This window comes from Phytoactinopolyspora halotolerans, assembly GCF_010550675.1.
GTDB lineage: Bacteria > Actinomycetota > Actinomycetes > Jiangellales > Jiangellaceae > Phytoactinopolyspora > Phytoactinopolyspora halotolerans.
Genome location: NZ_JAAGOA010000021.1, coordinates 61,399 through 82,547 on the forward strand (window position 1 = coordinate 61,399; position 21,149 = coordinate 82,547).

A 21,149-nucleotide genomic window follows, 5' to 3' on the forward strand; every position below is an offset into this window, starting at 1 on the left:
GGCGCTTGTGCGTGCAGATCGGTGCAATGTACGTCTCTTACATCATCATGAGACGGTGTCCTTTTGAGCCCCTCTCTTCCGCACGGCTGTGATTGGTGTTACGGTCGTGAATGATTGGTGCGGAGGAGTCAAGTGTGAGCGATGTGACTAACGGGGCCTCGTGGTACCGAAGAGCAGCTGCCGCATTGGCGGCCCTCGCCGTGACGGTGACGGTTCTGAGTCCGGCCTGGGCCAGTGATCTTGAGGACAAGATCCAGGACAACGAGGAACAGCTGGACGAGAACGAACGCGAACTCGCCGAGGTGGAGGAGGAGCTCGCGCACTCCACCAAGGAACTGAATGACGCGACCCAAGCGTACGAGGAAGCCGTCGCTCAGCTTCCGGCGGCGGAGCAGGAGCTGGCTGCCGCCGAATCCGCGCTTGACACTGCCAATCAGCAGCTCGAGGTCGCTCAGGACGAGCTGGCCACTGCACGCGCAGAAGATGAGAAGGCGGCGCAGAAGCTCGCCGAGGCCGAGCAGGAGGTCGAGGACCAGCACGCTCGCATCGACGAGGTGAACGGCAAGATCGACAGCCAGCGTGCGGAGATCAGCCAGATGGCGTCCCGGGCGTACCAGCGTGGTACCGGGATGGAACTCGCCACACTCTCCGCGGCGCTGCAGGCGAGCGACCCGCACGAGCTGATCAGCAACATGGAGGCTACTCGCTCGGTGATGGGCTCCGAGACGAGCATTCTCACCCTCCTCCAGGACAACCGCGCCGAGCTGGCGAACGAACGGGTCGTTCTGGAAGAGCTGGAAGCCGAGGCGCAGGTCTTGCGGGAGCAGGCGGCCGAGCGGCTAGAGGAGACCGAACGCCTCGAGGCCCAGGCGCGAGATGCCCAGCAAGCGGCCAAGGACGCGGCGGACAGCGCGGCTGCTGCCAAGGCCGACGTCGAGGCTCTGGTTGCCGCACGAGACGACGCGGTGGCGGCCGCCGAGGCAGCGACGGAAGAGAACGCCCGGCAGTACGAGCGGCTGGAGGGCGAGCGCGAGAGCATCCAGGCGGATATCGACCGTCTCGAGCGTGAACGCGAGGAACGACGCGAGCGCGAACGGGAGCGTGAGCGGGAACGGGAACGGGAGCGGCAGCGCGAGGACAACGACAACGACCCACCGTCCGACGACGGGGGAGGCGACGACGGCGGCGGTGGCGACTCTGATCGCGACGATGACTCGGGTGGTGGCGACGACGACGGTGGCTCCTCGTCCGGCCTGCGCTACCCGGTGGCGAGCCCGTACGTGACCTCGCCATACGGTATGCGGACGCACCCAGTGACGGGCGTGTACAAGCTGCACGACGGCACGGATTTCCGTGCGGCCTGCGGTACACCCATCCGCGCGGCGGCCTCCGGTACGGTCGAGTGGGCTTACTACCGCGGCGGTTACGGCAACCAGGTCGCGGTCGACCACGGTGGCATGATCACCACGTACAGCCACCTCTCGTCGTTCGCCGTGGGCAGCGGGTCCAGCGTCTCGCAGGGGGAGATCATCGGTTATGCGGGTACCACCGGATACTCGACCGGGTGCCACCTGCACTTCATGCTCTACGTGAACGGTGCCTTGCAGGATCCGATGAGCTATCTGTAGCCGTGTTCGCCCCGGCCGAAATGGTTCGTGCTCGGCCTGCGTCGGATGAGATCCTGTAGACATGGCACGTGAACGAGGGCGCACCCTGGTGGCGCAGAACCGCAAAGCGCGGCATGACTACCACATCGACGCAACCTACGAGGCCGGTCTGGTGCTGACCGGCACGGAGGTGAAATCGTTGCGTGCCGGCAAGGCCAACCTCGGTGACGGCTACGCCGAGGTCCGAGACGGCGAGGTCTGGCTGCGCAACGTGCACATCCCGGAGTACGACCAGGGGACGTGGACCAACCATGAGCCGCGGCGCTCCCGCAAGCTGCTGCTGAACAAGGACGAGATCAGCCGCCTGATCGGGAAGACCCGTGAGCGCGGATTCACGCTGGTGCCGTTGTCGCTGTACTTCAAGGACGGCTACGCCAAAGTGGAGATCGCCCTCGCCCGAGGCAAGAAGCAGCATGACAAGCGGCACGCACTGGCGGAGAAGGAAGCCAAGCGAGAGGCTGACCGGGCTATCGCCCGCGCCAGGAGACGGTGACGACGGCTGCGCACAGACCGCTTGTCCGTCGGTCTCCGAGCGTGCACAGTAGTGCTGTGCAGCGTAGCGCGAGCGTGGAGTCCGGCGGGCGTCCATCGGGTCTGATCCAGTCGGCGGACCGCGCCTTGCGGGTGCTGGAAGCCGTCGGCGAGGTCGAGGAGGGCGTGACCGCGCGCCAGGTGGCCGAGCGGCTGAACATCGCGCTGGCCACCACGTACCACTTGCTCTCCACGCTGGTCCATGCCGGCTATGTCGTGCATCTCGCCGACGAGCGCCGGTACGTCCTGGGCTACAAGGTGTACGACCTTGAAGCGGGGCTGCGGCGGCAGCTCCGGGTCACGCCCGCCACCAGGCGGGTGCTGCGGGACATTCACCGCGCAGCGGACGCTCCGGTGTATCTCGCGCTCTTCCGGGACCGTGAGGTCGCGATCGCCGACGTGGCCGACTCGCCGGAGCGCCCGCGAGTGGCACAGCTGGACGTCGGTCTGCACGAGGTTCCGCATGTGACGGCGTTCGGCAAGATCATGCTGGCCGCGATGGAGGCGGATGTCCGGCACGCGCTCATCGAGGAGCTGGGGCTGCCCGCGGTGACGCGTCGTTCCGCGACCAGCGTGGCCGAACTCGACCGGGAGCTGGACGGGGTTCGCCGGCACCGTCTCGCCGTCGAGATCGACGAGTTCATGCCCCGGCTGGCCTGCATGGCAGTGCCGGTCTGCGACCCGATCGGGCGGGTTCGCGGCGCCGTCTCGGTCTCCGTGCCCAGCGCGGATCTCGGCCCGCGTCGGCGGGCGATGGAAGCGGCCGTCCGGCTAGGCGCCGGGCAATTGTCCGCGACATTCAGATAGCGATAACGAACCTTGCCTGCCGGTCCGCCGTGCCGCACCTTGGGTGCCGGGGGAAGCGCCCGGCGACTCTGACGCCCCACGTCCGCCGGGCGCTCCCGTACGCTCTCTCGCCGTTCGACCAGTGGAGGTCCGCGATGCCCAAGGTTCTGATCATCACCGGAGACGCCGCCGAGGACCTGGAGGTCTTCTACCCCTACCAGCGGCTGCTGGAGGAGGGGTACGAGGTAGACATCGCCGCACCCACGGTGAAGAAGCTGCAGTTCGTGGTGCATGACTTTGTCGACGGGTTCGACACCTACACCGAGAAGCCCGGGCACTCCTGGCCGGCCGACATCGCGTTCGCCGACGTCGATCCCGCAGACTATGTTGCGCTGGTGATTCCGGGCGGGCGCGCGCCTGAATACATCCGTAACGATGAGCACGTGCAGCGGATCGTCCAGCATTTCTTCGCCGCCGACGCTCCGGTGGCGGCGCTGTGCCACGGTCCGCTCATTCTCGGTGGTGCCGGGGTGTTGCAGGGTCGCACGTCCTCGGCGTATCCGGCGCTGGCGGTCGACGTGTCGACGGCCGGCGGGACCTTCGTCGACGGGCCCGACGTCGTCGACGCGAACCTGGTGACGGGCCGGGCGTGGCCGGATCACCCGCAGTGGTTCCGCGCGTTCATCGAGCAGCTGCGCAAGGCCGCCCCGGTCACCTGAGCTCTACTCGCACCGGCTCCACGGCGTCGCATCGCTCCGACAGCGTCCCTCAGCACAGCGTCCCTCAGCATCACGACGTCCTGCAGAGTATGCGCGCGAAGCCACACTCTGCAGGATGCTGCGATCGGCATTGCCGCCGCAGCCGCCGCAGCCGCCGCAGCCGGGGCAGCGGCGGCAGCGCCGACCGTGTCAGCGGGTGGAGGGGAGCATGCGGCGGGCGACGTTCTCCTTCGACGCGTCCGGACGTGGCTCCGCGATCCAAGGGCCGGTACCTTCGCTGACGTCCACGATCCCGTCCTCGGCCCAGATGTAACGGCCCTCGAGGACGGCGCGGGTGAGTGCTTCGTCGGCGGAGTCCGTGTTGCTCCAGAGCGCGTCGAAGAGCCGCTCCACCCGCAGCCGGGACTGCCGGGCGAAAACGTCGGCCAGTGCGACCGACTCGTCGCCTCGGGCATGGGCGCGGGTGCAGGCGGCGGCGATGGCGAAGAGCTCGGCGCCGATGTCGACGACGCGGGACAGGAACCCCTGCTTCTTCTCCAGCTTCCCCTGCCAGCGAGCCATGCCGTAGAAGGTCTGCCGCGCCAGCCGCCGGGAGGCACGCTCCACGTAGCGCAGATGCGGGGCGAGCCGGCCGAACTCGGCGAATGCCCGTGGCCGCTGCCCCGGGCCGGCCACCAGTTGTGGCAGCCACTTCGCGTAGAAGCCGGTGGCGCGCGCCGCGGCCTTGGCCTTGCCGGCGAGCGCGACGTCCGGATCGATGACGTCCCCGGCGGCCTGCAGATGCGCATCGACCGCCTCCCGGGCGATCAGCAGGTGCATGATCTCCGTCGAACCCTCGAAGATCCGGTTGATGCGCTGGTCGCGTAGGGCCTGCTCGGCCGGGACGGCACGTTCGCCGCGGGCCCGCAGCGAGTCCGCGGTCTCGTAGCCGCGGCCGCCGCGGATCTGGACCAGCTCGTCGGCGATCCGCCACCCCGTCTCGCTGCACCACAGCTTGGCGAGTGCCGCCTCGATGCGGATGTCGCGACGCCCCTCGTCGGCCATTCGGGACGACAGCTCCAGCACGGACTCTTGGGCGAACACGGTGGCCGCCATGTAGGCGATCTTGTGTGCGACGGCGGCGTGCCGGCCGATCGGTTTGCCCCACTGGACGCGTTGACCCGCCCACTCACGCGCGACTTTCAGGCACCACTTGGTGCCCGCGGTGCTGGTGGCCGGGATGGAGAGCCGGCCTGTGTTGAGTGTGGTGAGGGCGATCTTCAGGCCCTCGCCCTCACGCCCGAGCCGGTTTTCGGCGGGCACTCGCACCTTGTCGAATCGGGTGACGCCGTTCTCAATGCCGCGTAGCCCCATGAAGGCGTTGCGGTTCTCCACCGTGATACCCGGGGAGTCGGCCTCGACGACGAACGCGGTGACGCCGCCTGGAGAGCCGTCGTGTTCTCCGACACGCGCCATCACGACGAGCAACTCCGCCACGACCCCGTTGGTGGTCCACAGCTTCACGCCGTTGAGCTCGTAGGCGGCACCGTCGTCGACCGGAGTCGCGCTGGTGCTCAGCCGCGCGGGGTCGGAGCCGACGTCGGGCTCGGTGAGCAGGAACGCGCTGATAGCGCCGCGGGCGCAACGCGGCAGGTACGCCTGCTTCTGCTCCTCGGTCCCGAACAATTTGACCGGTTCGGGCACGCCGATGGACTGGTGCGCGGAGAGCAGCGCGCCGATGGACGGGTTGACGCTGGTGGCCAGCATGAGCGCCCGGTTGTAGGCCGTATGGTTCAGGCCGAGACCGCCGTAGCGCTCCGGGATCTTCATGCCGAACGCCCCAATCCGGGCGAGCGCCTTGACGTTCTCATCCGGGATCCGGGCCTCGCGCTCGATGACCGTGCCGTCCAGTTCGGTGGTGCAGACCGTACGGAGTTGCTCCAGGAAGGCCTGGGCGCGGGATTCGGCCTCGGCATCGGGCGTCGGCGGTGGGTGGATCAGATCCAGCCGGAACCGGCCGAGATAGAGCTCCTTGGCGAAGGAAGGCAACCGCCATTCGGTCTCGCGTGCCTCTTCGGCGACCTTGCGGGCCTCGCGCTCGTCAACGTCTCGCGCGCCCTGTGTCGTCATGTCCGCCTCCTCATCGTTGTGGGCGGCTGGCTGATCCCTCCATTGTTACTCGCTGGTAGCCCTGGCGGAAACCCGGCCGTCGGCTCGGTACGCGGTGGGTGCGTTGCGGGCGTCGAGGAGTGGCTGCTATCTTCTAAGAAGAACGGATATTCGTTTTACACGCACTCCTGCGGAAATGGCAGGTCCGACTAGCAGTTGGAGGTTCGCGTGTCCAGTGTCGGAGTCATCTGGAGGTCATTCGTGCCGACCGAAACCGCCGCCCCGTCGAACGACGAGCTTAGCCCGGACGCTGCCGTGCGACTGTATGTCGATGCCGCTGCGCGTGCCGTCGCGCTCGAGGAGGACGTCGCCGACGTGCTCGGCAGCAGTTACCGCGAGGTCAGTGTCCAGGTTCCATTGCGCCGCGACGACGGGAGCCTGCTCGTCGCCCACGGGTATCGGGTCCAGCACAACGGTGCGCGCGGACCGTACAAGGGCGGCCTGAGGTACCACCCGGAGGCCGACCTCGACGAGGTGCGTGCTCTGGCGTCGCTGATGACGTGGAAGACGGCCCTGCTCGACCTGCCGTTCGGCGGCGCCAAAGGAGGGTTACAGGTCGACCCGCGGCAGCTGTCGGAGGGCGAGTTGCAGACCCTGACCCGGAAGTTCGCCCTGTCGCTCAGCCACGTGCTCGGCGTCTACCGGGACATCCCGGCGCCCGACGTCAACACCAACGCCCAGGTGATGGCGTGGTTCATGGACGCCTACAGCGGCCGGCACGGGTACAGCCCCGCGGCGGTGACGGGCAAACCGGTGGACCTCGGCGGAGCGCCCGGGCGCGAGGCCGCCACCGGGCGCGGCCTGGTCTACGTCCTCGAGGCGGCGGCACGTCGCTGGAGCTGGGATCTGGCCGGGCGCCGGGTCGTCATCCAGGGGTTCGGCAACGTCGGGTCCTGGGCTGCCCGGGAGCTCGTCACGCTGGGTGCGCGCATTATCGCGGTCAGCGACGTCGGCGGCGGCATCTTCAACGACAACGGACTCGACGTCGAGCGTGTGGTGGAGGCCGTCGCCGCCGGTGGTTCGGTGGCGGACGCCGACGTCGGGTACACCAAGGTGTCCAACGAGGAGCTGCTGACTCTTGACTGCGACATCCTCGTTCCGGCTGCTCTGGGCGGATGTATCACCGCCGGTAACGCAGCGGACATCCGGGCGTCGGTCGTCGTGGAAGGGGCCAACCACCCGGTGACGCCGGCGGCCGACGACGTGCTCGCCGACCGTGGCATCCGGGTGCTTCCGGACATTCTCGCCAACGGGGGCGGCGTGACCGGCTCCTACTTCGAGTGGACCCAGAACATCCAGCAGTTCCAGTGGAAGGAGGACCGGTTCAACGCGGAGCTGCGGGACCGTCTCGACCGAGCCGTCAACGAGGTGGCCGCATATGCGGAGGAGCACGCCTGCACCTACCGGCTCGCCGCATACTCGATCGCCCTCGAGCGGGTCGCGCGGGCGGTGCGGCTGCGTGGCTACGTATGAACGGGACAGCTTTCGCCGACCGCAGGCACAGCGGGGCGGCTGGCGGCGATGTGGCTGCGCTCGGGAGGGAAGCGTCGCGACGACGGGGCGCGAAGGCCGGAATCGCGGTCGGCGCCGTGGTGGCGAAGCGGGAGTTTCGGCTGACCCGGGAGAGCCTTCTGCGGTATGCGGGAGCGTCCGGTGACGTCAACCCGATCCACTGGAGTCAGCGTGTAGCGGAGTCCGTCGGCCTCCCGGGTGTGATCGGACACGGGATGCTGACCATGGCCCTGGGCGGGCGGCTGTTGACCGACTGGCTCGGCGACCCGGTCGGCATCGTGGAGTATGGAGTCCGCTTTTCGCACCCGGTGGTCGTCCCCGATGACGACGACGGCATCGCCTTGCGGATGATCGCCACGGTTGCCGCCGTCCGGGACGATGGCCTGATCGAGGTGGAGATCGATGCCCGCGTGGATGACACGAGGGTGCTGGCCCGAACGCGTGCCGTGGTGCGGCGGCCGGCCGGGTGCCTATAGCTGCCGCAAGCGCCGGGAATCTCACTCGCCGTCGGGGTGTTGTGCGGGGTATGCTGAGGGAGCCCTGGTGAGAGGAGACTCGTGCCGGGGCTTGATAACTCAACAGGGGGTGAACGGTTTCGACTTCGTATGGTGAACCAGGGGAAGCGGGCCGAGGATGTCGCGTCATCTCGTAAACGATCGCGGCAACGTGATAAGTGCCAACGAAAAGCGCACTGACTTCGCCCTCGCCGCCTGAGGCGAGCGCTTGAAGTCTGTCGACCCGGGAGTGCTTCCGGCCCGGTGTTCGGCATCATTGAGGAGGCTCACCTGCCGGTATGGCCACGGGGCCGGTAGGGACATGTACGTGGCTGGGCTCGTCACGGTGACTTGTCTGCGTGATCACCGGAGCCGAGTAGAGGCATAGCAGACTGCGCCCGGAGAAGCCTTGGGGAAGCATCGAAGGACCCGGGTTCGATTCCCGGCACCTCCACTTAAGCTGAGAATTCGAAGCCTGCCCCGCCTGATGGCGGGGCAGGTTCATAACCGGGCCTCCTCGCACCTGCGGTGGCTCATTGTCGTCAGGATCTGGCCGAGGGGCGCGGCGCCGGATCGGCGACGTGCCCTGTGGTTGGGATGGTGGCACGTTGCCCTGCGAGGAGGCGCGATTCGCCTAGGGCGTCTTCAGGGTGGCACAGCGGTCTGCTGCAGGAATAGGGGCACCGTTGAGTGCCTGTCCAGGATATCCTCCCCAGCCTGACGTGGATTCGCCCTTGCCCGGTGATGACCGACAGCTTCGCCGTTACTCGAAGCAGGGTGTGTCGCACCCTGGGAGCAGTGGGACCTGCCTCGGTCTTCCTCTGGCGAGGAGGCTGAAGCTATGACAACTGCTTGTTCCTTCCCAAGATCGTTCGTCGTCACCGGTGCCTGCGTGATGCAGACGCCTCAGACCGAGGTCTCCGGCGATCTGTACGTCTCCGATGGTGTCTTCGTGCCCGAGGCACCTGACCGCGAGATCGAGACGATCTCCGCTCGGGGCGCCTATGCGGTGCCGCTCATGGTGGACAGCGCCGTGGCACAACGACCTGATTTCCAGCACGGGATCTACGACCTGGTGTCCGGCAACTCCGCCACGTTCGCGCTCGTGCGGCGCACCGTCAGCGAGCCCCAGATCCGGCAGATGCTCATCGTCGATCCTGATGACCTGATGGCGGAGTACATCGACGGACACCTGGAGGTGTGGCAAGGCGAAGCGACCCGCCCCGCCGGGGAAGATCTGATTGACTCGGCGGCGCGGGCGATGTGGGTCGGGACGTGGGAGGACGCCGGCCGCGGGCTGCAGCAGCACTTGATGCCCGACGGTCGCTACTCCGAGACCCGTGGCGGGCGCGCGAACGCTTACACAGGTCGCTACTGGGTCCGTGAACGACGGATCACCTACCTGGACGACTCGGGGTTCTGGGCCTTCGGGGAACTGCTGGACGACACGCTCCACCACGCAGGGTTCGTGATGACCCGTAAATGAGCATGAGCAGCGTCTGTCCGATGAGCCGTAGAGTCATATGGCCGGCTACTCGATGGCGACGGCGGACTCGGCCGGTTGGCCGCGGGTTGCCCGCCATGCGGGTAGCAGCGTGGCGCTGAGGGTCAGCAGAACGGCCGGGCCGGCGGTCGCTGCGTAGATCAGTGGGGAACCGGCAGGCACGACGGAGTCGAGGCGTTTGAGGCTGACCGGGACGACGATGCCGATCGAGGCTATGCTGCCCAGCACGACCCCCGTGACGGCGACGAACACGCCTTCCATCCCGACCATGCGCATGATCTGAGCGCGAGTCGAGCCCGCGAGCCGCTGCAGCCCGAACTCCCGACGCAGCGCCGGATCACGCCTACCTCGGAGCGATGGACAGAAGACCCGGGTTCGACGCAACCTCGTAACGGCTTCTCGGAGTCGGGCTTGTTGAAAGGGGGTGCTGTCGGATGATGTTCACCGTGACCAGCGACGCGGACGCACCGACGTTCGACGAGTATGCCGGTGTCATCTGGCCGTCGTTGTACCGCAGCGCGTATCTGCTGACGGCCAACCATGCGGACGCCGAGGACGTCGCTCAGCAGACCTTGATGAAGGTCTATCGGTCCTGGTCGCGGGTGATCCGGTCGGACTCACCGGACGCGTATGTGCGGCGGATGCTCACCAACACGTTCCTGTCCGCCCGCCGTCCGAAGAAGCGGCGGCTGGAGCTTTTGACCGACACGCCTCCCGAGTATGACGCCGCGCCGCCACCGCAGGGGCCAGAGGACCGGATGATGCTCTGGCCGCATGTGAAGTCGCTGCCGCCGCGCCAGCGTGCCGTCATCGTGTTGCGCTACTACGAGGACCTGACCGAGCAGGAGATCGCCGACGTCCTCGGCTGTTCGCGCGGAAACGTGAAGTCCACCGCACACCACGCGCTCAAGGCGTTGCGAGCCGCCCTCGGCAGAGAACGCGCTGGCGGGAGGGAGAGTTGAGATGAACGGCGACGTCGAAGAGATCCTCACCCGCGAGCTTCGAGATGTGGCCTCTGGTCTGGAGGTCCCGGTACGCCCGCTCATGCCGCAGGACGGACGCCAGATCCAACGCCCCTGGCGGCCGCTGCTGGTCGCCGCCGCGATGATCCTCATCGTCGCGGGCGCCGTCGCCGCGGTGTCGTCGTACCGGGGCGATGGGGTGCCGCAGCCGGCGACATCGCCGCCGATCGAGACGCCCGATGAGGAGCCCGAAGAGCCCCCGGCTCGTCCCCTCACCGCAGACGTACCGACGGTGCCGTTCCTGTTCGACGGCCGCTCGCACGTCGACGGTGAGCAACTGCCCGGGTCCTGGGGGGTCGTGAACACGGCCGGGGGCACGTGGACCGCACAGCGGGCCGATGGCAGTTGGTGGTGGGGCGTCGATACCGAGCAGAACGCGATCGCCGGCACGGCGATACTGCAGCCCAGGCTCTCTCCCGACGGTGCCCTGCTGGCGGTCGGCACCGTCACGCAGGAGGGGGGTCAGGCGCTGCTCATCGACACCCGGTCCGGTGAGACGGTCAACACGTTGCAGTCTGACGTGACCGGTCCGGGCGATCCGGACGCCCTCGGCGTCGTCGCGGTCACCAACGACGCGAAGGTGTTCCTGGAGAGTAACAACCGGCGTCTGATGTGGCTCGCGGCCGAGGGCGACGAGACCGTCGGTTTCGACGAGACGGCGCCCGACCAGTGGGTACAGGGCAGTTCCCCCGCCGGCCTGATCGTGTTCGACGGCGCCAGGGACGGCGAGCGCGATGCGACGTACCTGGCGGAGGTCTCCGAATCGGGGACGCTGAATCGGTTACGGACGCTGCCGGGTGAAGGCGTGGTGGTCAACCCGTCCGGCACATGGCTCGGGTACGGCGGGGTCTGGGGTGGTCAGTCCCGGACGATTCCCGAGATCACAGCGCAACGGGTCGACGGGAGCCGGGAGCTCACGTTGCGTCCACCCGACGACCGGGAACTCCTCGCCGTGACCTGGGAAGACGACGACCTGCTGCTTGCCGAGTTGTACACCGACGGAAACCCGACCGGGCTTGCACGTTGTAGTGTCCGCGAGGAGTCCTGCCTGGTCATCGACGTCCCATGAGTGAGCTATGCGCGTCGTCTGTCCGATGAGCCATGGAGTCATATGACCGGCTACTTGTCAGTCATGGGGGCGAACGTCGAACGCAGGGCCTTGATCTCGCGCCGAGGCCTTCGACGACGCGACGGCTCGGGACGATCGGTCCTGGGCATCGGTACCTGGGCGGTGTCGCCAGCGTGAAACTCCTGTCGGCTCGTGCCCGATGATTCCTGCGGCCGTCTCTGGTCAACACCTCAGAGGAGATCCATCCGAGCCCTTGGAGGAGTCGTGACTGAGAAGACCGCCAGCGCCTTACCCCCAATCGTCGACCAGCAGACCTGGCAGGCCGCGCTCGACGATCTGCGTGTGCGGGAGAAGGCTGCCACCCGTGAACTCGACGCCATCGCCGCCCAACGTCGCAGGCTACCGATGGTGGAGCTCCCTGACTACACGCTGATCGGTCCGGACGGCCCCGTCCGACTCGTCGACGTATTCGACGGGCGCTCCCAACTCATCGTCTACAACCACATGTGGTCCGACGGCGCCGAGTGGCAGTGCGGCGGCTGCACAGGGTTCACATCGCAGTACGTCCGGCTCGGCTTCCTGGATAACTACGATGCGCGCTTCGTCATCGTCACCAATGGGCCCATCGAAGAAGCGCTGGCCTACAAGGCCAAAGTCGGCAACACAATGGACTGGTACTCGTCGTCGGAAAGCTCGTTCGGCGCCGACGTGGGCGCGCCACCCGGCGCGGGCTTCGCGGTGAACGTGTTCCTCCGCAATGGCGACACCGTCTACCGCACGTGGCACACCGACGGCCGCGGTACCGAACAGCTCAGTTATACGTTCGCGTTGATCGACATCCTGCCGTGGGGCCGCCAGGAGGAATGGCAGGATTCACCCGAAGGTTGGCCGAAGTCGCCCACCTACTCCAACTGGCTCGACTCTCCCGATGTCGCCCGGCTCTACGGCCCGCGTGGAGACGCCGTAGCGAGTTCGCGAGTTCCGCTGGCCGCGGGCGATGTGGAGTCGTGAGGGAAGTGATGGCGACGAAGCCCTCGCGAAATGGTCACCTGCCGATCAACGGCCTGAGCCTTTATCACGAAGTGTATGGCGAGCTCGGAAGTTCGAAGTCGTCTCCGTTGCTGCTTATCCCTGGCGCGTTCATGGCCACCGATTCGATGACGTCGTGGGTGTCTGCCTTCGCGGGCGAGCGCGCCGTGATCATCTTCGATCAACAAGGGCACGGCCGCACACCGGATGCTCCGCGCACGATGTCTTATGCGCAGTTCGCCGACGACGCCGCGGAGTTGCTCCGCACGTTGAAGGTCGAACGCGCGGATGTGCTGGGCTTCTCGCAAGGCGGCCAGGTCGCGCTGCAGCTCGCGGTCCGTCACCCGAGCGTCGTCAACAAGCTGGTCCCGCTGGCCGCCACCTACCGCAAGGACGGCTGGTACTCGTCGGTGTTCGAGAGCATCGAGAGTCTCAGCGCTGCGGCGTTTGCCGGTACGCCCGTCGAGAAGGCGTTCAAAGACCACACCCCGGACGCTGCGGCGTTCGATGCCTACGTCGAAAAGATGAAAGTCTTGGGCATCGAAGACCACAACATCAGCGACGCTCAGATGCGTTCGATTTCTGCGAAGACGATGATCATCGTCGGTGACGCGGACGCCGTGAAGCCGGAGCATGCGCTGGCGATGTTCAAGCTGCGCGGCGGCGGAGATGAGGAAGCGGCAGGGTCGGGGATGCTGCAGAAGGTACCGGCCGCGCGCTTGGTGATCCTGCCGGCGACGTCGCATATCGGCATTCTGGGACAGTCAGCGGTTCTGGCGCCGATGGTGAGCGCGTTTCTCGATGATGTGCCGCCGGCGACGCCGGATCTCTTTTAGACCTCGTCCGCAACTGGAGCGCGATCGTCACCTGTGGTGGACCAAAGCCCGTGAACGAGAAACAGTCCATACCTGTCGAGGAGTTCTCATCCACGGAATAGACCGGTCCACCCCAGGCTCCGACGTATTTGGCCTATTGACCTATTTCTCCGTGAGCGGCGACCACAGATCGCGGCTATTCGATGGCGACGGCGGACTCGGCCGGTCGGCCGCGGGTTGCCCGCCATGCGGGTAGCAGTGTGGCGCTGAGTGTGAGCAGGACGGCCAGGCCGGTGGTCGCTACATAGATCAGCGGGGAACCGGCAGGCACGACGGAGTCGAGGCGCTTGAGGCTGACCGGGACGACGATGCCGATCGAGGCTATGGTGCCCAGCACGACCCCCGTGACGGCGACGAACGCGCCTTCCATCCCGACCATGCGCATGATCTGAGCGCGAGTCGAGCCCGCGAGCCGCTGCAGCCCGAACTCCCGACGCCGCGCCATCGTGCTCGACACCAGGGTGTTGATCACCGAGATCACAGCGTAGCCAACGATCATGAGCACCATGATGTAGTTCGCGAATGTGGCTGTTTGCTGCTGGTCCTCGTACTCGCTGAACAGGGCGTCCCGGTCGGCCACCGACTGCCCATCCTCGCCGGCCACCAGCTCGTTCAAGTCGGCCATCAGCTGCTCCGGGCCGGTGCCGGCGTCGGCCTTGACCAGGATTCGCGTCGCAAACCCCTCGGTCGTGTGAGCCGCCAGCGTATCGGCCGGGAGCAATAGTGTGTCGTACTCGTCCGCAGCCGAGAACAACGCAACAACCTGCACATCGAGTGTGGCCCGGTCTCCCATCCGCAGCACGATCGTGTCGCCGACATCGACGCCCAGCTTGCCGGCGTGCTCGTCTTCGATCGCGATCGCGTCACCGTGCAGGTCGGCGAATGCTCCTGCGGTGACCTCGACCGGTGTGGTCGCGTCGGCCCCTTCGGCGGTCACACCCTGCAGGTTCCAGCCTCCGCCCAGCGGCGAGCTGTCATCCGGCTCTTCGATGAAACCGACGCTACGGACGTACTCTGACGCGCCGGCGACGCCCGGCAGCGCGTCGATCTGGTCGACCACATCCTCGTCGAAGCCGTCCTCGGTGGTCACCACCGCGTCGGCGACCAGGCTGTCCGCGAAGGTCTGCCGCTCGGCGTCGTCGTTGGTCGTCTGCAGATACAGCGTTCCGGTCGCCACGCCGGTCAGCAGGATGACCGGAGCCACCACCGCCGCCGTCCGGCCGCCGCGCCCACGGGCATTGAGCACCGCCAGGTGACCGGTCAGGCCTCCCATGGCACGTACCGGCCACTGCAGAAGGAAGGTCATGATCTTCGCCAGAACGGGGGCCAGCAACGCGAACCCGATGGCGAACAGGAAGACCGCGGGGCCGGCGGTGGCGGACGTGAGCGGCCCGCTCATCACCGTAACGGTCACGATGCTCAGAGCTACTCCGCCAGCGACGAAGAGCATCGCGAAGAACACTCGCCAGCCGCCGATCAGCTTGCTCTCCAGGGACGCTTCCGCCAGCGCCTGCGTGGGCTTGGTACGCGCCGCTCGGCGGCCGGCGCCCAGGGCGCCGAGCAGGGCCGCGAGAATCGCCGCTCCCATCGCCGATACCGTTGGGATCCAGCCTTGATGGAACGCGACACCTTCGGTGGCGACGCCGCGCTCAGCCATCTGGTCGAACACCAACTCGCCGAGGAACTGGCCCGGAATGTAAGCCAGCGCGGTGGCGAACAATGACAGCACCAGCGTCTCACCGAGGATCAACCGTCGCAGCTGGCGGGGCGTGGCGCCGACGGCTCGCAGCAACGCCATGTCCCGCTGGCGCTGAGTAACCGACAGGGCGAGCATCGAGGCCACCCCGAACATCGACACCATGATCGCAAAGCCGCCGAAGACACCGGACAGGGAGATGACGTTCACGCTTGTTTCCCTGGCCTCTGGCAGCTCCGCCTGGCCCCGCTTGTCACCGGTCAGCGTCGTGGTGTTGGCGCCCAACTCGGCGTCGATGCGCTCACGAAGTTCACCAACGTCGGCACCGGGTTCGGCGACCACACCGATCGCATCGATGGTCCCCTCCGGCGGCTCGCCGTCAAAGACGTACGTCTCGGTTTCCTGCACGCCAGGCAGCGCCGAGATCGTGTCTTCCAGTTCGGCGTCCAGGCGGACCCGCTCAGAAAGGATGGCTGAGTCATCGGCGCCGGGAACGTCGTAACTCTGATTGCCGGCGACGACGATGTCAGCCGAGTCCAGCTGCTGCGGAGGAACAGCGGACCGGATCCCCGTCTCCATCAGGCCACCGCAGGCCATCACGATGGCCGCGGCGAAGAAGATGGCCAGAAAGGCCGCCACGAACGTGCCCATGCGGAACCGCAAGGTGCGAAGTGCGAGTCGCAGCATCAGCGCTGCCCTCCCACGAACGTCGCCGAGGACGCCAGTGGGACGTCGTCGGCGAAAGCGCCCAGGTGGGTCATCCGCTCGGCCACGGACTCAGGCGTCGGCGAGTGCAATTCACCTACCAGGCGCCCGTCGGCGAGGAACACCACTCGATCGGCGTAGGACGCCGCGACCGGGTCGTGCGTCACCATCACGATCGTCTGACCGGTCGCTTGCGCCGCGCGTCGCAGCAAGCCGAGAACGTCCCTCGCGGTCCTCGTGTCCAGTGCGCCCGTCGGCTCATCGGCGAAGATGACCGCGGGATTGCTGATCAATGCCCGCGCGATGGCGACCCGCTGCTGCTGCCCACCTGACAGTTCCGCCGGACGATGTTTGCTCCGCTCGGCCAGGCCGACCTGTTCGAGCACCTCCGTCACCCGGCCCTTGGCCGGCTTGCGGCCGGCGAGGCGCAGCGGCAGCGTCACGTTCTGCCGAACAGTCAAGACCGGGAGCAGGTTGAATGCTTGAAAGATGAAGCCGATCCGGTCTCGCCGCAGCTTCGTCAGCTCGGTCTCGTTCATCTCGCTCAGCTCGTGGTCCTCGAGCAGGACCGAGCCCGACGTCGGCTGATCGAGCCCGGCCGCACACTGCAGCAGCGTGCTCTTGCCGGAGCCCGACGGGCCCATGATCGCCGTGAACGTGCCGCGGCCGAACCGCGTCGTCACGCCGTCGAGCGCCACAACCTGGTTGTCGCGCTTGCCGTAGACCTTGTGGACAGCCCTCAGCTGAACCGCATCGGCGGTGTTACCGGTCTGTGTGAACATTCCTCGCATCGCTTTCTCCGGGGGCGTCGCTCCGGACGGCGCGACCACAGAAACGACGCTATAGAATGCGCAGGTCAGCTGCCTTTGAGGCGAGCTGGCCAGTTCCGGGTGGGGACAGCCATACCCCGGATCGCCAGGTCGCCGCAGTATCGGATCGTGCAGGCGTGGTCCGCCGCGTACGCAGTGAGGAATTGCCGGCCCGGTTGCGTCGCTGGAATGGGCATGACCATCACACAATTCGATCCACGCGCGTTGCTCGCGGACAGCCGGCTCGGAATCCTCGCGACCATCAAGGCGGACGGCCTGCCCCAGTTGTCTCCGGTCACGCCGTTCTACGATCGGGAGTCCGAGACCGTCCTCGTGTCGACGAGGGAGGGGTTGGCCAAGACGGCGAATCTGCGCCGGGATCCGCGGGCCGCGTTGGAGGTCACCAGCCCGGATGGCTGGGCGTGGGCCACCGCTGAGGGCTCGGTCAGCCTGACCGGGCCGGGTACCGATCCCCATGGTCCGGAGGTCGAAGCCCTGGTGGACTACTACCGCAAGGCTGCCGGTGAACACCCGGACTGGGATGAGTACCGGTCGGTGATGGTGTCGGATCGCCGAGTGCTCATGACGATGCAGGTGGACCACGTGTATGGAGCCATGATTCGCTGACGGCGTACACAGTGTGCACGGACGCCGCTCGACGAACCGCGTTCGCTGTCTGCGGCCTGCCATACTGGCCGGGATGGATGTCTCGATCGCTCGGTGGCGCCTGCGCAGCCAGTATCTCACTGCACCGCATGCCGGCTCGGCGGCGGATGTGGTGTCTACATTGCTGGCCGTCCAGGCTGAGAACCCGAGCCAGTCCGCGTGGGCGGTGGCATCTCGAACCGTGTCGCCGGACCCCGAGGACCTGGCCGGGCTGCTTGCTTCGGGAGAGGTCGTCCGTACCCACGTGTTGCGTCCCACCTGGCACTACGTCGGGCGCGCCGAGATCGATTGGCTGCTTGCCCTGACGGCGCCACGCATCGTCAAGATGACCGCCACCCAGCTGACGAATGACCTCGAGCTGACCTTGCACGACGTGGATCAGCTCACCACGGCGGTCCTCAACCTCCTTACCGCCACGCCCGACCGGACTCGGGACGAGGTGGCTGCCATCCTGCGCGACCAGGTGCCCACGCTGGCCGAGCGGGTGACCGGGCGAGTGGTCATGCTGGTGATGGCACAGCTGGAACTGGACCGCCTGGTATGCAGTGGCCGGCCGCGCGACGGTGAGCACACGTACGCGATCTACCAGGACCGCGTCGGTTCGCGCGTCGATCCGGAGGTGTTCGACCGCGACGAGGCGCTGGCCCGATTGGCCCTGCGGTACTTCACGGGCCACGGCCCAGCCACCGTGAAGGATCTCGCGTACTGGGCCACCCTGACCGTCACCGACGTCCGCCGCGGTCTTGATCTCGTCCGTGACCAGCTGGACTGCTTCGAGCACGACGGACGCACGTTCTGGCATGCGCCTGGGGAGCCGCCCGACGGGCCCGGCCGGCCGCACGGCCATCTCCTGCAGCTGCTCGACGAGATTTACCGCGGCTACCAGGATTCTCGCTGGGTCTTGGACGCCGGGAGCGTCGTTTCGCGCCAACGGGAGTCCATGATCGGAATTGCTCTGGTCGAAGGCCAGTTGGTCGCCGGGATGAGGCGCACGCTCTCCCCGTCGTCGGTGCGATTCGACCTCACACCGCACCGCCCGCTGTCAGCAGCGCAGGAGCGAGTGCTGGAGCAGGCAGCAGGACGGTACGGCGACTTCCTGGGCCGATCCGCCAAGCTCGTCATCGCTGGCTGAACGCGCGGGAGTCGGCCGCCACCAAGTCAGCGTGCGCCGCCGTGCACGGTGCGCTAACGCCCGTCGATGCGGATCCGAACGCGGTTGCCAACGTGTTGAACCTCTTCAGGACCTGACGATCTTGCGCCCGCCACCGGACGTAGTAGTCGTTCCATGCGCTCTCGTCCCAGACCAGCTTCATTCGGTCAGGTCCCGCGCGGTTCCACCGTCGTGCTCGAGGCGTTCGATCGAGGCCAGCAGCCGACGTGCGTTCTCCGGACTCCTGAGCAGGTAGGCCGTCTCCTTCAGTGACTGGTCGTCTCGAGCGCGACCATGACGAGAGGCTCGTGCCCGGCCCTGGTGGTCACAACTTCTTCGCGGTCGTCCACCACCTTGTTGAGCGTCGCGGCGAGTTTGAAGCTGTGACTTGTGCCCTCGGTACGCGAGCCGGGGCCTTGCACACCCCTTCGAGGCATCGCCGTGACGCCTGCGTCTGGCATTGTGGTGCGGCATGAGGTCGTTCATGCCGTGGCTTGACCGGCTGACCCGCGGATTCTGGCAGGCCAAGGGGAGACCCATTGACTTGGGCGGAGCCGAATGGTGGCTGCTGGCTCCTATGCATCAGGGCCGGACGGTGGCCGACGCCTGGTTGCAGGACGCCGCAGCCGCCCATGGCGGCGCCGTCCTGGAGCACATCGACGGGGGCGGCTTGCTGGCCGATATGGCCCAACTCGACGGTCCCGAATTCAAGGCGGCGAATCTGCGTCCAGAGGTACGCGACTTCTACGAGCACACGTCGGACTGGCGGATGGAGGTGTGGACCCAGTGGAATCCGCTGTTCCAGCCAGCGGGAGAGCTCATCTCACGGTTCTTCGGCCGTCGGGTGCAACAGCTCGCGCTACCCACGCGGCCTCTCGACGTCGCTTACGGCATGGACAGCAGGATCGTCATCATCGCTGGACCTGATGGCGGCCAGAAGGCCGCGGCGTGGATGCGAACTCTGCGATCGACGGGCGAGTACGTCTACAGCGGCTGCTACTCCTCGCGGCTGCTCCCAGGTAGCAACCAGCCCAGCGCGCACGTGGCATTCCCGCTTGAGGCGGGGAATGTCCAAGTGTTTCTGCGCCCGCGGGTCTTGCCCGACGGGGCTCTCGAACTCAGCTCGCTATCGGGCGGTTTCGGAACGAACGGCGCCTACGTGGTCGTGGCGGACGGCGGCGTACATGGGGCACGCGCACCGATCCATGAGACTTTCCGCGTCTACGTCGACAGCGAGGGAGTGTTGAGGACTGACCACCGGCTCTGCCTGTGGTCGGCTACAGTCGTCCGACTGCACTACAAGCTCACCCCCGCGCATGCGTAGCGGCCAGTTGTGCCGTTCACGAGTGCAGTCGGCCAGCGGTTAACAGCCTTGCGCTGACCGACCAACATGTCAGGCGCGTCTCCCGTCAGGCGTGCTGCGGCGTCAGCTTGCGGCTGACCGACTCGACGACGGAGTCGAACGACTCGGCGAACGCATCCACCCCTTCCTGGGGCAGTTGCTGCTCGACGATGTCGTCCACCGGCACGCCGACGGTCAGCAGCTGTGTCATCGTGTCGCGGGCTTCCTGGACACCCTGGGTCAGGCTGACCGAAACCTCCGCGTTCTCCCGGGCCGCGTCTAGCGTCTTCTCCTTCATGGTGTTGACGGTGTCCGGCCCGATCAGCTGGTCGACGTAATACGTCTCCGGGTAGTCCGGATCCTTGGAGGACGTCGATGCCCACAGCGGGCGCTGCACGTTGGCTCCGCGTTTGCGCAGGGCATCCCACCGGTCACCGGTGAACAGCCGCTGGAAGGACTCGTAGGCGATCTTCGCGTTGGCCACCGCCGCTTTGCCCTTCAGCTCCGGGCGGTTGAGCTCGTCGAGGGCGTTGTCGACCTTGGTGTCCACGCGCGAGACGAAGAAGCTGGCGACCGAGACGATCCCATCGATCGGCTCGCCGTCCCGGACGCGCCGCTCCAAGCCGCGTAGGTATGCCTCGGCGATCTCTTCATAGCGCCGCACCGCGAACAGCAGCGTGACGTTGATCGACACGCCGGCCGCGGTCAGTTCCTCGAACGCCTGGACGCCCTCGCGTGTGCCCGGAACCTTGATCAGGATGTTCTCCCTGTCGATCTCGGACCGGAAACGCTTCGCGGCGTCGATCGATCCTTGAGCGTCGTAGGCGAGATCGGGCGGCAGCTCGAAGGAGACCAGGCCGTCCTGCCCCTCCGTCCGTTCCCAGGTCGGCCGGAGCAGGTCGGCGGCGTCCCGGATGTCCCGGTAGGCGAGCTGGAAGAACGCCTCGGTCGGGTCGTCGGTCTCTCCCGCGACCCGGCGCAGCGTGTCGTCGTAGTCGTCGGTGTCGCTGATCGCCTTGTCGAAGGTCGTGGGGTTGGATGTCACGCCGCTCAGGCCGTCGTCGGCGATCATGCGCTCCAGTGTGCCGTCGTTCAGCATCTGCCGGGTCAGGTTGTCGACCCAGACGGCTTGGCCGAGCTCGGTCAATGCACGCAGTCTGTTCTGGGTCATCTATGCACCTTTCCTCGTAACACGGGCCGACGAGGCGGCGCCTGCGCTGGCGTCGAGGATCGTGTCGCGGGTCGTCCATCCACAGTGGTGGCTCGCGTATTTCGCCCGGCTCGTCGGCCGTTCGGTCTTTCCGGTACCTATCCCTGGCCAGTACCCGTTCCCGTTGCGGCTACGCGTTCGGACCGTAGCCGGGTCGTACCCGGTCGATTCCTTGATCGGAATGAGCGTCGTGGAACCGGGTAACCAGCGATCAT

General features: G+C 66.9%; 19 protein-coding genes, 1 other RNA gene and 2 pseudogenes. 15 read left to right on the top strand and 7 right to left on the bottom strand.

Annotated elements, in window-relative coordinates; all coding sequences use genetic code 11:
• Window positions 1–134 precede the first annotated feature (134 nt).
• From G1H10_RS34745 to G1H10_RS24400, 4 genes are all read left to right on the top strand, one after another.
• Window positions 135–1,628, top strand: coding sequence for a M23 family metallopeptidase (locus G1H10_RS34745; RefSeq protein WP_163742885.1), 1,494 nt, complete (start codon window positions 135–137; stop codon window positions 1,626–1,628).
• Between the two features lie 61 nt (window positions 1,629–1,689).
• Window positions 1,690–2,160, top strand: coding sequence for an SsrA-binding protein SmpB (smpB, locus tag G1H10_RS24390; protein WP_163742887.1), 471 nt, complete (start codon window positions 1,690–1,692; stop codon window positions 2,158–2,160).
• A gap of 56 nt (window positions 2,161–2,216) precedes the next feature.
• A complete protein-coding gene (locus G1H10_RS24395; RefSeq protein ID WP_163742889.1) occupies window positions 2,217–3,005 on the top strand; it encodes an IclR family transcriptional regulator in 789 nt (262 codons plus the stop codon).
• A 134-nt stretch (window positions 3,006–3,139) separates the two neighbouring features.
• Window positions 3,140–3,703 carry a DJ-1/PfpI family protein gene (locus tag G1H10_RS24400; RefSeq protein ID WP_163742890.1) on the top strand — a complete coding sequence of 188 codons (564 nt, stop codon included), beginning with the start codon at window positions 3,140–3,142 and terminating at the stop codon, window positions 3,701–3,703.
• A 189-nt stretch (window positions 3,704–3,892) separates the two neighbouring features.
• On the opposite strand, the gene G1H10_RS24405 is transcribed toward G1H10_RS24400, so the two are convergent.
• Complete coding sequence (locus tag G1H10_RS24405; protein ID WP_163742892.1) at window positions 3,893–5,812, bottom strand: acyl-CoA dehydrogenase family protein; 1,920 nt, start codon at window positions 5,810–5,812, stop codon at window positions 3,893–3,895.
• Window positions 5,813–6,052: 240 nt separating this feature from the next.
• Here G1H10_RS24405 and G1H10_RS24410 point away from each other — a divergent pair, with 240 nt between their 5' ends.
• The 4 genes from G1H10_RS24410 (at window position 6,053) to G1H10_RS24425 (ending at window position 9,343) form a co-directional block, all read left to right on the top strand.
• Entirely contained in the window at window positions 6,053–7,324 is a 1,272-nt protein-coding gene (locus G1H10_RS24410) for a Glu/Leu/Phe/Val family dehydrogenase (RefSeq protein WP_216853617.1), read from the top strand.
• Window positions 7,321–7,839, top strand: coding sequence for a MaoC/PaaZ C-terminal domain-containing protein (locus G1H10_RS24415; RefSeq protein ID WP_163742894.1), 519 nt, complete (start codon window positions 7,321–7,323; stop codon window positions 7,837–7,839). The genes G1H10_RS24410 and G1H10_RS24415 overlap by 4 nt, the downstream gene beginning before the upstream one ends.
• A 105-nt stretch (window positions 7,840–7,944) precedes the next feature.
• Window positions 7,945–8,314: a transfer-messenger RNA gene (ssrA, locus tag G1H10_RS24420) on the top strand.
• 438 nt (window positions 8,315–8,752) lie between these two features.
• Window positions 8,753–9,343 carry an Atu4866 domain-containing protein gene (locus tag G1H10_RS24425; protein ID WP_246219904.1) on the top strand — a complete coding sequence of 197 codons (591 nt, stop codon included), beginning with the start codon at window positions 8,753–8,755 and terminating at the stop codon, window positions 9,341–9,343.
• Window positions 9,344–9,388: 45 nt separating this feature from the next.
• Here G1H10_RS24425 and G1H10_RS24430 read toward each other — a convergent pair whose 3' ends face one another.
• A complete protein-coding gene (locus G1H10_RS24430) occupies window positions 9,389–9,745 on the bottom strand; it encodes an FtsX-like permease family protein (protein WP_163742898.1) in 357 nt (118 codons plus the stop codon).
• A 62-nt stretch (window positions 9,746–9,807) separates the two neighbouring features.
• On the opposite strand from G1H10_RS24430, the gene G1H10_RS24435 reads away from it, so the two are divergent.
• From G1H10_RS24435 to G1H10_RS24450, 4 genes are all read left to right on the top strand, one after another.
• Complete coding sequence (locus G1H10_RS24435; RefSeq protein WP_216853619.1) at window positions 9,808–10,323, top strand: SigE family RNA polymerase sigma factor; 516 nt, start codon at window positions 9,808–9,810, stop codon at window positions 10,321–10,323.
• Between the two features lies 1 nt (window position 10,324).
• A complete protein-coding gene (locus tag G1H10_RS24440; RefSeq protein WP_163742899.1) occupies window positions 10,325–11,452 on the top strand; it encodes a hypothetical protein in 1,128 nt (375 codons plus the stop codon).
• Between the two features lie 264 nt (window positions 11,453–11,716).
• Window positions 11,717–12,463 carry a DUF899 domain-containing protein gene (locus tag G1H10_RS24445; protein ID WP_163742901.1) on the top strand — a complete coding sequence of 249 codons (747 nt, stop codon included), beginning with the start codon at window positions 11,717–11,719 and terminating at the stop codon, window positions 12,461–12,463.
• The gene (locus tag G1H10_RS24450) at window positions 12,460–13,317 is read left to right on the top strand and encodes an alpha/beta fold hydrolase (RefSeq protein ID WP_216853620.1); all 858 of its coding nucleotides are present in this window, start codon (window positions 12,460–12,462) and stop codon (window positions 13,315–13,317) included. The genes G1H10_RS24445 and G1H10_RS24450 overlap by 4 nt, the downstream gene beginning before the upstream one ends.
• A 175-nt stretch (window positions 13,318–13,492) precedes the next feature.
• Here G1H10_RS24450 and G1H10_RS24455 read toward each other — a convergent pair whose 3' ends face one another.
• Both G1H10_RS24455 and G1H10_RS24460 read right to left on the bottom strand, forming a co-directional pair.
• Window positions 13,493–15,739, bottom strand: coding sequence for an FtsX-like permease family protein (locus tag G1H10_RS24455; RefSeq protein WP_163742903.1), 2,247 nt, complete (start codon window positions 15,737–15,739; stop codon window positions 13,493–13,495).
• The gene (locus G1H10_RS24460; protein ID WP_163742999.1) at window positions 15,739–16,539 is read right to left on the bottom strand and encodes an ABC transporter ATP-binding protein; all 801 of its coding nucleotides are present in this window, start codon (window positions 16,537–16,539) and stop codon (window positions 15,739–15,741) included. The genes G1H10_RS24455 and G1H10_RS24460 overlap by 1 nt, the downstream gene beginning before the upstream one ends.
• A gap of 222 nt (window positions 16,540–16,761) precedes the next feature.
• Here G1H10_RS24460 and G1H10_RS24465 point away from each other — a divergent pair, with 222 nt between their 5' ends.
• The gene (locus G1H10_RS24465; RefSeq protein ID WP_163742906.1) at window positions 16,762–17,193 is read left to right on the top strand and encodes a PPOX class F420-dependent oxidoreductase; all 432 of its coding nucleotides are present in this window, start codon (window positions 16,762–16,764) and stop codon (window positions 17,191–17,193) included.
• A 73-nt stretch (window positions 17,194–17,266) separates the two neighbouring features.
• On the top strand, window positions 17,267–18,364 hold the full coding sequence (locus G1H10_RS24470) for a winged helix DNA-binding domain-containing protein (protein ID WP_163742908.1): 1,098 nt from the start codon (window positions 17,267–17,269) through the stop codon (window positions 18,362–18,364).
• Between the two features lie 88 nt (window positions 18,365–18,452).
• Here G1H10_RS24470 and G1H10_RS35135 read toward each other — a convergent pair.
• Window positions 18,453–18,545 (bottom strand): annotated as a pseudogene (locus G1H10_RS35135) (Txe/YoeB family addiction module toxin); the annotation flags it as partial.
• Window positions 18,542–18,819: pseudogene (locus tag G1H10_RS35140) on the bottom strand (type II toxin-antitoxin system Phd/YefM family antitoxin). The pseudogenes G1H10_RS35135 and G1H10_RS35140, both read right to left, overlap by 4 nt.
• 47 nt (window positions 18,820–18,866) lie before the next feature.
• On the opposite strand from G1H10_RS35140, the gene G1H10_RS24480 reads away from it, so the two are divergent.
• On the top strand, window positions 18,867–19,706 hold the full coding sequence (locus G1H10_RS24480; RefSeq protein WP_216853622.1) for a hypothetical protein: 840 nt from the start codon (window positions 18,867–18,869) through the stop codon (window positions 19,704–19,706).
• An 85-nt stretch (window positions 19,707–19,791) separates the two neighbouring features.
• Here G1H10_RS24480 and tal read toward each other — a convergent pair whose 3' ends face one another.
• Window positions 19,792–20,895 (bottom strand): transaldolase, encoded by a 1,104-nt coding sequence (gene tal, locus G1H10_RS24485; protein WP_163742911.1) that lies wholly within the window; start codon window positions 20,893–20,895, stop codon window positions 19,792–19,794.
• Window positions 20,896–21,149 lie beyond the last annotated feature (254 nt).